The organism is Lichenibacterium minor (assembly GCF_004137685.1).
Classification (GTDB): domain Bacteria; phylum Pseudomonadota; class Alphaproteobacteria; order Rhizobiales; family Beijerinckiaceae; genus Lichenihabitans; species Lichenihabitans minor.
This window is the reverse complement of the sequence record NZ_QYBB01000014.1, coordinates 81,778-96,289: the sequence shown is the minus strand read 5'-3', so window position 1 is coordinate 96,289 and position 14,512 is coordinate 81,778. Positions and strand designations below refer to the sequence as shown.

The 14,512-nt window shown below is 73.8% G+C and carries 11 protein-coding genes; 3 read left to right on the top strand and 8 right to left on the bottom strand.

What is annotated here, in order from left to right; translation table 11 throughout:
* Positions 1–4: 4 nt before the first annotated feature.
* The gene (locus D3273_RS13855; RefSeq protein WP_129227477.1) at positions 5–2,143 is read right to left on the bottom strand and encodes a molybdopterin oxidoreductase family protein; all 2,139 of its coding nucleotides are present in this window, start codon (positions 2,141–2,143) and stop codon (positions 5–7) included.
* A gap of 319 nt (positions 2,144–2,462) precedes the next feature.
* Between D3273_RS13855 and xseA the strand changes: the two genes are divergently transcribed.
* On the top strand, positions 2,463–4,196 hold the full coding sequence (xseA, locus tag D3273_RS13850; protein ID WP_129227476.1) for an exodeoxyribonuclease VII large subunit: 1,734 nt from the start codon (positions 2,463–2,465) through the stop codon (positions 4,194–4,196).
* Positions 4,197–4,442: 246 nt separating this feature from the next.
* On the opposite strand, the gene D3273_RS13845 is transcribed toward xseA, so the two are convergent.
* Positions 4,443–5,936, bottom strand: coding sequence for a CoA-acylating methylmalonate-semialdehyde dehydrogenase (locus D3273_RS13845; protein ID WP_129227475.1), 1,494 nt, complete (start codon positions 5,934–5,936; stop codon positions 4,443–4,445).
* 109 nt (positions 5,937–6,045) lie between these two features.
* Here D3273_RS13845 and D3273_RS13840 point away from each other — a divergent pair, with 109 nt between their 5' ends.
* Entirely contained in the window at positions 6,046–6,933 is an 888-nt protein-coding gene (locus D3273_RS13840; protein WP_129227474.1) for a LysR family transcriptional regulator, read from the top strand.
* 16 nt (positions 6,934–6,949) lie between these two features.
* On the opposite strand, the gene D3273_RS13835 is transcribed toward D3273_RS13840, so the two are convergent.
* From D3273_RS13835 to D3273_RS13825, 3 genes are all read right to left on the bottom strand, one after another.
* Positions 6,950–7,747, bottom strand: a complete 798-nt coding sequence (locus tag D3273_RS13835; protein WP_129227473.1) for a DUF2076 domain-containing protein — start codon at positions 7,745–7,747, stop codon at positions 6,950–6,952.
* Between the two features lie 111 nt (positions 7,748–7,858).
* Positions 7,859–9,175: an ABC transporter ATP-binding protein gene (locus D3273_RS13830; RefSeq protein WP_129227472.1), complete on the bottom strand. Its 1,317-nt coding sequence runs from the start codon at positions 9,173–9,175 to the stop codon at positions 7,859–7,861.
* Positions 9,176–9,270: 95 nt separating this feature from the next.
* Positions 9,271–11,007: an ABC transporter permease gene (locus D3273_RS13825; protein ID WP_129227471.1), complete on the bottom strand. Its 1,737-nt coding sequence runs from the start codon at positions 11,005–11,007 to the stop codon at positions 9,271–9,273.
* A 270-nt stretch (positions 11,008–11,277) separates the two neighbouring features.
* On the opposite strand from D3273_RS13825, the gene D3273_RS13820 reads away from it, so the two are divergent.
* Positions 11,278–11,499: a DUF2093 domain-containing protein gene (locus D3273_RS13820; protein ID WP_129227470.1), complete on the top strand. Its 222-nt coding sequence runs from the start codon at positions 11,278–11,280 to the stop codon at positions 11,497–11,499.
* A 30-nt stretch (positions 11,500–11,529) separates the two neighbouring features.
* Here D3273_RS13820 and lpxK read toward each other — a convergent pair whose 3' ends face one another.
* Genes lpxK through D3273_RS13805 form a run of 3 tightly spaced genes read right to left on the bottom strand, consistent with a single transcriptional unit; the run spans position 11,530 to position 14,485 of the window.
* The gene (lpxK, locus tag D3273_RS13815; RefSeq protein ID WP_129227469.1) at positions 11,530–12,528 is read right to left on the bottom strand and encodes a tetraacyldisaccharide 4'-kinase; all 999 of its coding nucleotides are present in this window, start codon (positions 12,526–12,528) and stop codon (positions 11,530–11,532) included.
* On the bottom strand, positions 12,525–13,802 hold the full coding sequence (locus D3273_RS13810; protein WP_129227468.1) for a 3-deoxy-D-manno-octulosonic acid transferase: 1,278 nt from the start codon (positions 13,800–13,802) through the stop codon (positions 12,525–12,527). Before D3273_RS13810 ends, lpxK begins: the two co-directional genes overlap by 4 nt.
* Complete coding sequence (locus tag D3273_RS13805; RefSeq protein WP_245501156.1) at positions 13,799–14,485, bottom strand: lysophospholipid acyltransferase family protein; 687 nt, start codon at positions 14,483–14,485, stop codon at positions 13,799–13,801. Before D3273_RS13805 ends, D3273_RS13810 begins: the two co-directional genes overlap by 4 nt.
* Positions 14,486–14,512 lie beyond the last annotated feature (27 nt).

The window sequence follows — 14,512 nt, the reverse complement described above, 5'->3', positions numbered from 1 at the left end:
CGGGTCAGGCCGCTTCGCGTTCGACCCGCACCGCGCAGACCTTGAACTCTGGCATGCGCGACGTCGGGTCGAGGGCGGCGTTGGTGAGGATGTTGGCGGATTGCCCGTCGCCCCAGTGGAAGGGCACGAACAGCGTGTCGAGGCGGATCGTCGGCGTCAGCCGCGCCTTGACGGCGATCGTGCCTCGTCGCGTGGTCAGGCGAGCGAGGTCGCCTTCGGCGAGCCCCAGGCCGCGCGCCGTCTGCGGATGCATCTCCACGTAGGCGCCGGGCTCGGCCGCGGCCAGCTCCGGCACCCGGCGCGTCTGCGTGCCCGACTGGTACTGGGCCAGCACGCGGCCGGTGGTCAGCCAGTAGGGGAAGTCCCGGTCGGGCTCCTCCCCCGAGGGGCGGTGTTCCACCGCATGGAAGCGCGCCCGGCCGTCGGGCGTGGCGAATCCGTCGAGGAACAGGCGGGGCGTGCCGGGGTGTTCGGGCGCCGGGCAGGGCCAGAACACCCCGTCCTCGGCCTCGATGCGGGCGTAGGAGATCCCGGAATAATCGGCGATGCCGCCGCGGCTGGCGCGCCGGAGCTCGTCGAACCCGGGCTCCGCTCCCTCGGCGAAGGACGAAGCGCTGCCGAGCCGCGCCGCCAGGGCGGCGATCACCGCGGCGTCGGTCCGCACGCCGTCGGGCGGCGGCACCGCCCGGCGCCGGCGGATCACCCGGCCTTCGAGGTTTGTCATCGTGCCGTCCTCCTCGGCCCACTGGGCGGTGGGGAGCACGACGTCGGCCAGCGCGGCGGTTTCGGACAGGAAGATGTCGGACACGACGAGAAACTCGAGCCCCGCCAGGTTGGCCTTGACCCGCCCGGCCGCGGGCGCCGACACGACGACGTTGGAAGCCAGGATCATCAGCGCCTTGACGGCCCCGCCGGGCGCGGTCGCGTCGAGGAGTTCGTTGGCGCTGAGGCCGGGGCCGGGTAGCGAAGCGGGGTCGACCCCCCAAACCTCCGCCACCGCGGCGCGGTGGGCCGGGTCGGCGATCTTGCGGTAGCCGGGGAGCTGGTCGGCCTTCTGGCCGTGCTCGCGCCCGCCCTGGCCGTTGCCTTGGCCCGTCAGCGTGCCCCAGCCGCAGAACGGCCTTCCCGCCTTGCCCAGCGCCAGCGCCAGGTTGATGAAGGCCGACACGTTGTCGACGCCCTGGCTCTGCTGCTCGGGGCCGCGCCCCGTCAGCACCATGGCGGTGGCGGCTTCGCCCAGCATGTGGGCGGCCTCGACGATCTGCCGCTCCGGCACCCCGGTGATGCGCTCCACGCGGTCGGGCCAGTGCTGGGCCGCGATGCGGCGCACGGCCTCGAAGCCGGTGGTGCGCTCCGCGATGAAATCGGCGTCGATCAGCCTGTCGCGGATCGCCACGTGCAGCAGCCCCGTCGCCAGCGCGCCGTCGGAACCCGGCGTCGCCTGCAGGTGCTGCGTCGCCAGCCTGGCCGTAGCGCTGCGGCGCGGGTCGACCACGATGAGCCTGCCGCCGCGGGCGCGTTGCTCGTCGAAATACTGCATCAGCGGCGGCATCGTTTCCGCCGGGTTGCTGCCGGCGATCAGCACCGCCTCGGCGCCCGCGATGTCGGCGATGGGGAAGGGCAGGCCGCGGTCGAGCCCGTAGGCGCGGCCCCCCGCCGCCGCCGCCGAAGACATGCAGTAGCGGCCGTTGTAGTCGATGTTGGCGGTGCCGAGCGCCACCCGGGCGAACTTGCCGAGCAGGTAGGCCTTCTCGTTGGTGAGGCCGCCGCCGCCGAACACCCCGACCGCGTCGGCGCCGTGGCGCGCCCGCGCGCCGGACAGGCGCGACGCCACGAGGTCGAGCGCCTCGTCCCACGACGCTTCGCGGAACGCGCCGCCCTTGCGGTCGCGCACCAGGGGCGCGGTCAGGCGCTCGGGCGAGCGCAGCAGGGCCGCCGCGGTCCAGCCCTTGCGGCACAGGCCGCCGCGGTTGGTCGGGAAGTCCCGCGCCGCGACGGAGAACAGCCCGGCCGCATCGGGCACCAGCGTCATGCCGCATTGCAGGGCGCAGTAGGGGCAATGCGTGTCGACCGGCGCGAGGCCGGCGGGGGGCGGGGATGCGGCCGGCGGCGTGCCGGCTGGCGCGGGGGACGGAAGGGTCATCGCGGGTCTGTGGCTCCGTGCGCGCGGCGTCGTGGCGGCTCAGGGCCGCATGCGCGGTGCGCGGCGGGGGTGGGCGGCGGGGCGCCGGAGCGTGTCGTCGATCCTGGCCACGACACCGGCCCTCGTGTGGGAAGGGGCGGGCGCATGCGCCCTCGGGGAAGGTCCAAGCAACCGCCATGCCACGGGGGGCGCGGGGTTCCGCCGCGGCGAGCCGGCCCACGCCGTCGCGGCGTGGCGGGCAGGGGTGCCCGGCGAAGGGGCACCCGCCCGTCGCGGCGGCACGGCGACAGGCCCCCGGGCGCCGTGGTAGTCTGCCGCCATGGCCAGCAGACCCTCGGCTCGCACGAGCCCGCGCGGCAGGACCGCCGCCCCTTCGATCTTCGATGCCCCGGCCGCCGCGCCGGGCGAGGACGGCGAGGACGGGGGTTCGCGCCTGTCCAACACGCCCGAAGTCAGCGTGTCCGAGCTGTCGGGCGCGCTGAAGCGCACCGTGGAGGAGCGGTTCGGCCATGTGCGGGTGCGGGGCGAGGTGTCGAACTACCGGGGCCCCCATTCCTCCGGCCACGCCTACTTCTCGCTGAAGGACGAGGGCGCCCGCATCGACGCCGTCGTGTGGCGCACGAGCTTCTCGCGCATGCGGGTGAAGCCCGAGGAGGGCATGGAGGTCGTCGCCACCGGCAAGCTCACGACCTTTCCCGGCAAATCCGCCTACCAGATCGTCATCGAGTCGCTGGAGCCCGCCGGCGTCGGCGCCCTCATGGCCATGGTGGAGGAGCGCCGGCGGCGCTTCGCCGCCGAAGGGCTGTTCGACCCGTCGCGCAAGCGGGCGCTGCCGTTCCTCCCCGCAGTGATCGGCGTCGTCACCTCGCCGACGGGTGCCGTCATCCGCGACATCCTACATCGCATCACCGACCGGTTCCCGCGCCGCGTGCTGCTGTGGCCCGTGCGGGTCCAGGGCGACGGCAGCGCCGAGGAGGTGGCCCGCGCCATCCGGGGCTTCGACGCGCTCTTGCCCGGCGGGCGGCTGCCGCGGCCCGACGTGCTCATCGTGGCGCGCGGTGGCGGCTCGCTCGAGGACCTGTGGGGCTTCAACGACGAGGCGGTGATCCGCGCCGCCGCCGACTGCCGCATCCCGCTCGTGTCCGCCGTCGGCCACGAGACGGATTGGACGCTGCTCGACCACGTCGCCGATCTCCGCGCCCCCACCCCGACGGGCGCGGCGGAACTCTGCGTGCCGGTGCGGGCCGAACTCGCGGTCGGGCTCGACCGGCTCGGCGCCCGCCACGGCGCCGCCATGCTGCGGCGGGTGGAAGGCGCGCGCGACGCCCTGCGCTCGACCGCCCGCGCGCTGCCCTCGGGCGCCGACCTGCTGGCGCTGCCGCGGCAGCGCCTCGACCGCGCCGCCACGGCGCTGCCTTCGGCGCTGCGCCGGGGGGCGGACGCGCGCCGCCTCACCGTGGCGCGGGTCGGCAGCCGGCTCGCCGCGCAGTCGCCCGGCGCCCGCTTGGCGCGGGCGGCCGAACGCTTGAGCGGGCTCGACGCGCGCCTCGGCCGCTCGGCGAAGGTCCTGTCCGACCGGCGGCGGCAGCGGCTCGACGCCGTGGCGGCGCGCCTCGGAACCGCCCTGCAGGGCCGCGCCGCGCTGGCCCGCCAGGCCAACGCGGCGTCGCGCCAGCGCCTCGACGCCCTGGCGGCGCGGATGGGGCCCGCGGCGGCGCTGGCGAACGACCGGCGGCGCGAGCGCGTCGCCCGGCTGGCACAGCTCCTCGGAACGCTCGGCTACAAGTCCGTGCTCGGCCGCGGTTACGCGCTCGTGCGCGACGCCGCCGGCCAGCCTTTGCGCTCGGCCGCCGGCGTGTCGCCCGGCGCGCGCCTCGGGCTGGAATTCGCCGACGGCACGGTCGCCGTCGAGGCGCTGGGGGGGCCGGGCGGGGGCGGGGGCGCGCCGCCCACCGCGAAGAGCCCGAAGCCGCGGGCGGCGACGGTGCGTGCCGCGAAGGCGCCGGTCCCGCGGGCCGCGAAGGGCCCGGTCAACCAGGGCAACCTGTTCTGAGGCCGCTTTCGCGCCCTCCCGCCCCGGGTGGAGCGCCGGGGAGCGCGCCGCTCTGAGGGACCGTGCTCGGTGGTCGCTGGCCGAACCGGATCGTCGCACGGTCGGGGTTCGGCCGGAGGACGTTGCCACGATCCTTCGCGCTCTCGCGTCACCCCGGCCGGCGCCGGTCGCGATGCCGCACCCGATCCGGGCCGACGCGACGTTAGGCGCCGCCGATGGGGCGCCGCCCGTCCGTCGCTCCTCGCCTCACATGGTCGGCATGGAGAACTCGGCGCCCTCCTTCACCCCCGACGGCCAGCGCGCCGTGACGTTCTTCGACTTCGTGTAGAAGCGGATGGCGTCCGGCCCGTGCTGGTTCAGGTCCCCGAACACCGAGCGCTTCCAGCCGCCGAAGGAATAGTAGGCCAGCGGCGTCGGGATCGGCACGTTGACGCCCACCATGCCGACCTGCACCTTGGACACGAAGTCGCGTGCAGCATCGCCGTCGCGCGTGAAGATGGCGACGCCGTTGCCGTATTCGTGGTCGTTGCACAGGCGCAACGCCTCGTCGTAGCTCTTGGCGCGCAGCACCGACAGCACGGGCGCGAAGATCTCCTCCTTGTAGATCCGCATGTCCTCCGTCACGTTGTCGAACAGGCAGGAGCCGAGGTAGAAACCCTTCTCGTAGCCCTGCATCTTGAAGCCGCGGCCGTCGACCGCCAGCGTGGCGCCCTCGGCGATGCCGCTCTCGATGTACATCCTGGCCTTGTCGACGGCGGCCTGCGTGATCATCGGGCCGTAGTCGGCGGACGCGTCGGTCGAAGGGCCGATCTTCAGCGCTTCCACGCGGGGGACGAGCTTCTCCATCAGCTTGTCGGCCGTGCCGGCGCCGACCGGCACCGCCACCGAGATCGCCATGCAGCGCTGGCCCGCCGAGCCGTAGCCGGCGCCGATCAGCGCATCCACGGTCTTGTCCATGTCGGCGTCCGGCATGATGACCATGTGGTTCTTGGCGCCGCCGAAGGCGTGGACGCGCTTGCCCTTCGACGCGCCGCGCCCGTAGATGTATTCGGCGATGGGCGTGGACCCCACGAAGCCGATGGCCTTCACGTCCGGGTCGTCGAGCAGGGCGTCGACCGCCTCCTTGTCGCCGTTGACGACGTTGAGCACGCCGGCCGGCAGGCCCGCCTCGATCATCAGCTCGGCCAGGCGCATCGGCACGCCGGGGTCGCGCTCGGACGGCTTCAGGATGAAGCTGTTGCCGCAGGCGATGGCGGGCGCGAACTTCCACATCGGGATCATCGCGGGGAAATTGAACGGCGTGATGCCGGCGGTGACGCCGAGCGGTTGCCGGATCGAATAGGCGTCGATGTCGGGCCCGGCGCCGTCGGTGAACTCGCCCTTCATCAGGTGCGGCACGCCCATCACGAATTCGACCACCTCGTAGCCGCGCTGGATGTCGCCCTTGGCGTCCGCGACCGTCTTGCCGTGCTCGTGGGCCAGCAGGGTCGCGAGGGGCTCCATGTCGCGGTGGATCAGTTCCAGGAACTTCATGAACACGCGCGCCCGGCGCTGCGGGTTCACGGTCGCCCAGTCGCGCTGCGCGTCGCGCGCGTTCTCGACGGCGGCGCGGACCTCCGCCGCGGAAGCGAGCGCCACCGAGCCCGCGACCTCGCCCGTCATGGGCCAGAACAGGTCCGCGTGGCGGCCCGACGTGCCGGCGACGTGCTTCCCGCCGATGAAATGGCCGTAATCCGGCATGGCGCTTCTCCCCCGATCGATTGACGGCCGGCATTCTGCACCGATAAATCTGCACAGCAATCGCGAGCTTCGCGCAACCGCTGTGCGCGGATCGGTAGACGAGGGCGGCGTGAACTGGGACGACATGCGGGTGTTCCTGGCCGTGGCGCGGGCCGGGCAGTTCGTCGCCGCCGCGCGGGCGCTGAAGGTCGACCACGCCACGGCGGCACGGCGCGTATCCGCGCTGGAGCGGGCCTTGAACGCGCGGCTCGTCGAGCGGCGCACCACGGGCGTGCTGCTGACCGAGGCGGGGGCGCGGCTGCTCGCCGCCGCGGAGCGGATGGAGACGGCCTGCCTGCAGGCCCAGGCGGAGCTCGGCGACCGCGACGTGGAGCTCGGCGGCACGGTGCGGATCGGCGCGCCGGACGGGCTCTCCACCTACTACCTCGCCGGGCTCTTCGCCGCCCTGGCGGAACGCCATCCCGCCATCGCGATCCAGCTCGTCCCCACCCCCCAGGCGGGGCCCGTGGGGCGGCGCGAGGTCGACATCGCCGTGGTGCTGGAGAAGCCGGAAGCGGGGCGCTTCGTGGTGCAGAAGCTCACCGATTATTCGCTCGGGCTCTTCGCCTCGGCGCGCTACCTCGCCCGCCATCCGGCGCCGCCCGACGCCGACGGGCTCGCGGCGCACCGCCTCGTCGGCTACGTCGAGGAGTTCACCTATTCGCCGGCGCTGGGCTACGTGGGGGAGCTGTGCGGGGACGCGCCGGTGGCGTTCCAATGCGCGGGCGCCATCGGCCAGCTGGAAGCCGTGCGGGCGGGGATCGGCATCGGCGTGCTGCACGACTTCATCGCGCGGAAGCATCCCGACCTCGTGCGGGTGCTGCCGGCGCGGCGCGCGCGGCGGTCCTACTGGATCGTCGAACACGAGGACACGCGCGGCATCGGGCGCATCCGCGCCGTCCACGACGCCCTCGTCGAGGCCGCCGCCCGGGACCGCGCGATCTTCGTCGCGCGGTGACGGGCGGCAGCGGAGGTCAGACGTCCTGGCTGTAGCCGCCGGGGTCGCTGCCGCCCGTGTCGCCGCCATCGGTGCCGTAGTTCCCGGCCTGGTAGCCGCCGGCACCGCCCCCGCCCTGGTCCTGGGGGCTGTCGTAATAGTTGTTGATGACGGTTTCGCCGCCGGGCTGTTCGCCGCCGCCGAAGCCGGACGCCATGCCGTAGGGGTTGTGGCCGCCGGAGAACAGGTTCTTGATGCCGTCGGCCATCAGCACGCCGCCGGCGACGCCCGCCGCGGCGCCGAGCGCGCCCTTCATGAACCCGCCGCCGCCGCCGGCCCCGCCGCCGAACATGCCGCCACCCGCCTGCGGCTGGGGGGCATACCCCTGGCCCTGGCCCTGGCCCTGGTTGGCCCAGGGGCCGCCCGGCTGCTGCTGCGGATAGCCCTGCGGCTGGCCGTAACCGGGCTGCTGGCCGTAACCGGGCTGCTGACCGTACCCCTGCTGTGCCGCATGGCCGGTCGACGGGACCGAGGCGCCGGCCGCGCCGCCGCCGAACATGCGGCCGAGCCCGCCGAGGAAGCCGCCGCTTTCGCCCTGCGGCTGGCCGGACGACGCGTTGCGCACCTGCTCCTCGAGCTGCTGGATGCGGTCGTTGGCGGCCCGCAGCGCCTGATCCTGCACCAGAACGGTCTGGGTGAGGAGGTAGGGGGCGTAGGGCTGCGACCGGACCTGGTCGCCGATGAGCTGCTCGGCGTCGCGGTCGCGCCCCTGGCTGCCCACCGACCTCATGCGGTCGAACAGACCCGTGATGAGTTGGCGTTCGTCGGAGTTCACGTTGCGTCTCCCCAAATGGCGGGCCGGAAACCGGCGTGCCTCATGTGGGGACAACGCGCCGCAGGCCAAGGGGGTTCGGCCACGCCGCCCGGATCGCGAGCGGCGATGGCGTCAGGTCGGGTTTTCCAGGCTGAAGGAGCGGTTGTCCTCGTCGTAGGCGTAGACTTCGCCGTAGCGGCCCCAGTTGATGGCCGAGCGCAAGGTCTTCTCGGCATAGTCCTCGCTCATGTAGTCCTCGAGCTCCTCGCGGAAGCGCGCCGCGTTGGCGACGTGGGACGGGCGTTCGTCGAGCACGCGCTTGATGCGCGCCGCCAGCGGCACGTAGGCGATGAGGTGGTCGCCGAACTGCTTCTTGCGGGCGTCGACCTCGGCGTCGGCGAAGCGCCGCCCGGCGCCGGTGAGCTTGATGTCGCCCTCCTCCAGTTCGGCGAAGCGCATGAGCTGCAGCGTTTCGGCGATGGGGAACAGGTCGTCGATCTCCATCTGCAGCGAATCGGCGAGGTGGGGCAGGTCGGCCCGGCCCGAATAGGGCTCGGCCGCGACCTCCTCGATGAGGCCGGCGAGCGAGTTGGTCGACACCCGGGGCAGCACCATGCCGATGCCGGTGCCGGGGAAGAGGCCGTCCTTGCCGGGCTGCTTGGAGGCCGAGCGGCGCGTCATCAGCGCGTAGATGTTGTCGACGAGCTGGCGGAACACCGGGTCGAGCCGGTTGCGCGGGTGGGGCAGCGTCACGCGGATCTCGGACGCGATGCGGCCGGGATGGGACGACAGCACCAGGATGCGATCGCACATCAGCACCGCTTCCTCGATGTTGTGCGTCACCATCAGGATCGACTTGATCGGCAGCCGGCCCTCGCTCCACAGGTCGATGAGGTCGGAGCGCAGCGTTTCGGCGGTCAGCACGTCGAGCGCCGAGAAGGGCTCGTCCATGAGCAGGATGTTGGGATGCGTCACCACCGCGCGGGCGAAGCCGACGCGCTGCCGCATGCCGCCGCTGAGCTCCTTCGGGTAGGCCGATTCGTAGCCGTCGAGACCGATGAGGTCGATGGCGGCCAGCGCCCGGCGCCGCGCCTCGTCCGGCGCGATCTTCAGCGCCTTGAGGCCGATCTCGACGTTCTCCAGCACGGACAGCCACGGGAACAGCGCGAAGCTTTGGAACACCATGGCGACGCCGTCGGCGGGGCCGGTCAACGCCTTGCCCTGGTACACGACCTCGCCGGCGGAGGGGCGGATCAGGCCCGACACGATGCGCAGCAGGGTGGACTTGCCGCAGCCCGAGCGGCCGAGCAGCCCGACGATCTCGCCGCGCGACAGCGTGGTCGACACGTCGTCGAGCACCGCCGGGGCCTCGTCGTCCGAGCCGCCCTTGTAGCGCTGGCTGACATGGCGCACTTCGAGCAGCGGGCCGCCCTTCACCTCTTCGAGCATCGCTGGAACCTTTCGGGCACGTCGTGGCAGTTTGGGATGCGGGGGCGGCGTCGAACCGGGCGCGGAGGGCGCGATCCCCCCCGGCGCGCGGAGGGTCAGCTCAGGCGCAGGCGTCGCTCGGCGTAGGAGAACAGCGGGCGCCACAGCAGGCGATTGTACAGGATCACGAAGATGGACATCATCGCCACGCCGAGAACGATCCGGGGGAAATCGCCGGCCTCCGTGGCCTGGGCGATGTAGGCGCCGATGCCCGACGCCGACACCTTGTCGTTCCCCCACTTCACGTATTCGGCCACGATGGCGGCGTTCCAGGATCCCCCGGACGCCGTCAGCGCCCCCGTGACGTAGTAGGGGAAGATGCCCGGGATCATCACCCGGAACCACCAGGTCAGGCCCGAGATGCGGAAGTTCGCCGCCGCTTCGCGCAGGTCGTTGGGGAAGGCCGACGCCCCGGCGATGACGTTGAACACGATGTACCACTGCGTCCCGAAGATGATCAGGAACGACAGCCAGATGTCGGGATCGAGGTGGAAGGTCAGGATCCCCACCACGGCGATGGGGAACACCACGTTGGCGGGAAAGGCGGCGAGGAACTGGGCCGCGGGCTGCACCCGCTGGGCGATGCGGGGCCGGAGCCCGATCCACACGGCGATCGGCACCCACACGAAGCTGGCCAGGACCAGCAGCACGACCACCCGCACCATGGTGATCAGCGTCAGGCCGATCGTCGTCAGCACGTCGTGCCAATCGAGCGTGGTCGCGATGAACAGGACCGCCTGCCAGCCCGCGTAGACGGCGATGAGGGCGATCACGGCGAACCACGCGACGTCGACGGCGCGGCTCACGGCGCGCGACGGCTCGGCGCGGCGCCGGCCGAAGGCGGGGAGGTCGAGCCGGAGGCTGGTGAACCAGTCGAAGGCGCGGGCGAGAGGCTCCGCGGCGCGGCGCACCCAGAAGGTGCGGGCCAGCAGGTCGAGCACCCAGGACTTCGACACGGTCTGGGACGCGGACAGCTCGACCTTGAACTTGTCCGAGAAGGCCACGATGGGCCGGAACACGAGCTGGTCGTAGAGCAGGATCACCACCAGCACCATCGCGACCGCGACCAGCACGGCGCCGATGTCCTTCTGGTCGATGGCGGTGGCGAGGTACGAGCCGATGCCGGGCAGCTTGATGGTGGTGTCGCCTACCGTGATGGCTTCCGCCGCCACCACGAAGAACCACCCGCCCGACATGGACATCATGGTGTTGTAGATGAGCCCCGGCATGGCGAAGGGCGTTTCGAGCTGCCAGAACGTCTGCCACGGCGACAAGCGGAACCCTTCGCTGACCTCCGCCAAGTCGCCCGGCACGGTGCGGAGCGACTGGTAGAACGAGAAGGCCATGTTCCAGGCCTGGCTGGTGAAGATGGCGAAGATGCAGGCCAGCTCGGCGCCGAGCGAGGAGCCCGGGAACAGGCCGAGGAAGAACGTCACGGTGAACGACAGGAAGCCCAGGATCGGCACCGACTGCAGCACGTCGAGCAGCGGGATCAGCACGGCTTCGGCGCGCCGGCTCTTCGCCGCCAGCGTGGCGTAGGTCAGCGTGAAGGCGAGGCTGGCGGCGAGGGCCAGGAACATGCGCAGCGTGGTGCGCAGCGCGTAATAGGGCAGGTAGGCGTAGTCGAGCGTGATGGGCGCCGCGTCGGGCGCGGGCAGCGGCACCGTCATGTCGTGGGAGCCCCGCGCGACCAGCACGAACAGGCCGAAGATCAGGGACAGCGCGATCAAGTCCCACTGGTTCGGCAGCGAGCGCCGGCCGAGGGACGTGAAGGCCACGAACTTTGACGCCATGCGGTGGTCCTTGTGGGAGTGGGCGCCGCAGGGCGCGAAGGGCTCCCTATCGCATGTTCGACCGCGGTGACAATGCGATGACGCGGGATGCGGTCCCGACCCGGACCCGGTCCGGCGGCGGAGCGCGACGACACCCGCGAAAGCGGGGCGCCGAGTCGAAAGCCGCCCGGCGGGCCCCGGGCCGGCGGGCCGGGGCCCGCCCTGTTCAACCGGTTTCGATCGGCGTAAGGACGCCCGCGAGCCCCCCGCGTCCCGAGCCCCCTGGGTCCCATGAACCGTTACGAGCGCCGCCCCGCCGCCGCCACCGAAGCCGAACTCGACTACGGCGACGGCGAGTTCCGCGTCATCCGCCCCGGCGCCTTCGTGCGCTGCGGCGTCACCGGCGTGCCGATCCCGCTCGACGACCTCCGCTATTGGAACGTCGCCCTGCAGGAGGCCTACGCGTCGCCGGAAGCCAAGATGGCCCGGCTGGGGATCAAGGTCGGGGGCTGACCCGAGCGGGCCCGCCCGCGACGCGCCCCGTCAGGCGCCGACGAGCCGGCCCAGCATCTCCGCCAGCGTTTCGGGATCGTCGAAGCCGAGCCGGATGGGCAGCACCGCGATCGGCGGCGCGCCGAAGGGGGCGTCGGCGGGCAGGCGCACGCGGTCCTTCTCGGTCGTGACCAGCACCGCGCCCGCCGCCGCGGCGTCCCTCAGCAGGGCGTCCCGTTCCGCCGCCGTGAAGGCGTGGTGGTCGGGGAAGGCGCGCCGGCCGACCACGTCGAGGCCCGCCCCCGCGAGCGTGTCGAAGAACTTTTCGGGCCGCCCGATCCCCGTGAAGGCGAACAGGCGCCGGCCCGAAAGCGCCCCCACCGCCCGCGCGTCGGGCTCGACGGTGGCGCGCAGCACGGGAAACCGGCGCAGGGCGGCTTCGGCCGCGACCGCATCCCCGGCATCCCCCGGCCCGACCACCAGCACGAGGTCGACCCCGCCCCATTGCCGGTCCATCGGGGCGCGCAACGGGCCGGCCGGCAGGCACAGCCCGTTGCCGATCCCCACCGCGCCGTCGACCACCGCGACCCGCAGGTCCTTGGCGAGGGCGGGGTTCTGCAGCCCGTCGTCCATCAGCACCGCGCTCGCCCCGGCCGCCGCGGCGGCGCGGGCGGCGGCGAGCCGGTCGGCGCCGACGAAGCAGGGCGCTACCCGGGCGAGCAGCAGCGGCTCGTCGCCGACTTCGGCGGCGGCGTGGCGGGCCGGGTCGACGCGCAGGGGCGCGCTTCGCGCAGCACCGCCGTAGCCGCGCGACACGAAGGCGGGCTCGTGCCCGGCGGCGACGAGGTGGCGGGCGATCTCGATCGCCGTCGGGGTCTTGCCGGCGCCCCCGACCGTGAAATTGCCGACGCAGATCACCGGCACGCCGACGCGCGTGCCGGCCATGCCCATGCGGCGGCCCGACACGGCGCCATAGGCGGCGCCCGCCGGCGCGAGCGCGCGCGCGGCGAGGCCGGGCCGGGGCCGCCACCAGAAGGCCGGCGCCCTCATGCCGCCGACGGCAGGTAGGGCGACAGCGCCGCCAGGGTGCGCGCCGTGGCGCCGCCGCGGCCTTCCACGGCGTCGGCGGCGGCCCGCGCCATGAGGCGGAGCTGCGCCGGGTCGCCCAACAGGGTGGCGGCCGCTTCGGCGAGGTGGGCGGCATCGCCCACCTCCGCGCCGCCGCCCGCCGCGTCGAGCGCCGGGTACACGTCGGAAAAATTGTCCGTGTGGGGCCCGTGCAGGATGGCGCAGCCGAGCCGGGCCGGCTCGATCGGGTTCTGGCCGCCGCCGGGCGGCACGAGCGAGTTGCCCACGAACACGAGCCCGGCGGCGCGGAACCACAGGCCGAGTTCGCCCAGCGTGTCGGCGACGTAGAGCGCGGTCGCGGCGCCGGGGGCGTCGCCGCGGGAGCGCGCCGCGCTGGCGATGCCCCGGCGCTGCGCTTCGGCGAGCAGAGGCGGGCCGCGGTTCGGCTGGCGGGGCGCCACCACGGTCAGCGCGTCGGGCACGTCGCGGCGAAGCAGGAGGTGGGCCTCGATCAGCGCGTCCTCCTCGCCCTCGTGCGTCGAAGCCGCGACCCAGAGCGGGCGCGGGCCCACCGCGGCGGTGAACGCCGCCAGCGCCTCGGCATCGGCCGCCGGGGCGGGGACGTCGTATTTCAGGAGCCCCGTCACGGCGACCCTGCCGGCCCCGAGCGCCCGGTAGCGCCCGGCATCGGCTTCCGTCTGGCACAGGCACAGCGCGGTGCGGCCCAGCAGGGCGCCGATGAAGCCCGGCGCGCGGGCCCAGCGCCGCGCCGAGCGCGCCGACATGCGGGCGTTGACGAGCGCCAGCGGCACGGCGGCGCGGTGCAGCGCTTCGACGAGGTTGGGCCAGAGTTCGGATTCGGCCAGGACGGCGAGGTCGGGCTTCCAATGCGCCACGAAGCGCCCCACTGCGCCCGGCAGGTCGAGCGGCACGAACTGGTGGATGACGCCGCTCGGCAGGCGCGGCACCAGCACGCGGGCGGCGTTAACCGTGCCGGTGGTCAGCAGCACCCGCGCGCCCCGCGCCAGCAGCGCGTCCACCAGCGGCAGCAGCGACACGCCTTCGCCGACGCTGGCGCCGTGCAGCCACACGAGCACCCCCGCCGGCCTGGGCCGGGACGCCCGCCCGAGCCGCTCGCCGAGCCGCGCCGGATCCTCCTTGCCGGCGCGCAGCCGCCACCCGAGGAAGGGGCGCCCGGCGGGCTCCACCGCCGCCGTCAGGCCGCGATAGGCCAGGAACAGGGGGGAGGCCGTCACGACGCCGCGCCCTCGCGCGCGCCGGGGTCGCGCGACCCCACCATCGCGTAGGCGCGGGCATGGGCGGCGTCGAGCCCGCGCTCGACGGCGGCGCGCGCGGCTTCCAGCGCGTCCGCGTCGGCGTCCCGCGCGACCCGCACGGCCTCGCCCAGCACCATGGCGCCGCGCCCGAAGGGCTTGCCCATGCTGGCGCGGTCCCAGGAGCGGAAATCGAAGCGGCGGCCCGTCACCACCGCGATGGGGTAGATCGGCCGGCCGGTCATGCGGGCCAGCGCCACGATGCCGGGGCCGCAGCGGCGCGACACCTTGGGCACGTCGGCCGTCATGCACACCGTGCGGCCGGCGGCGAGCGCCCTGGCCATGGCGCGCAGCGCCGCGGCGCCGCCGTGGAGGCGGATCTTGTGCGCGGCATGGCCGCCCGACCCGCGGATCGGCTCCACGCCGAGGCGGCGCAGGATGGCGGCGTTGATCTCGCCGTCCTGGTGCCGCGAGATCAGCGCCGCCACCCGGGCGCCGCTCGGCCAGGCGTAATGCACCATGAAGTGCTGGCCGTGCCACATGGCCACGATGGCGGGCAGCTCGGGCGCGATGGCGGACACGAAGTCCGGCGGCTCCTGGACGAAGCCCGTCGTGCGCCGGACGAGGTCGAGGTAGGCGCCGGCCAGCGCGCCCGCGGCCGCCACGACGGGGCGGGCGCGGCCGGCGGTCTT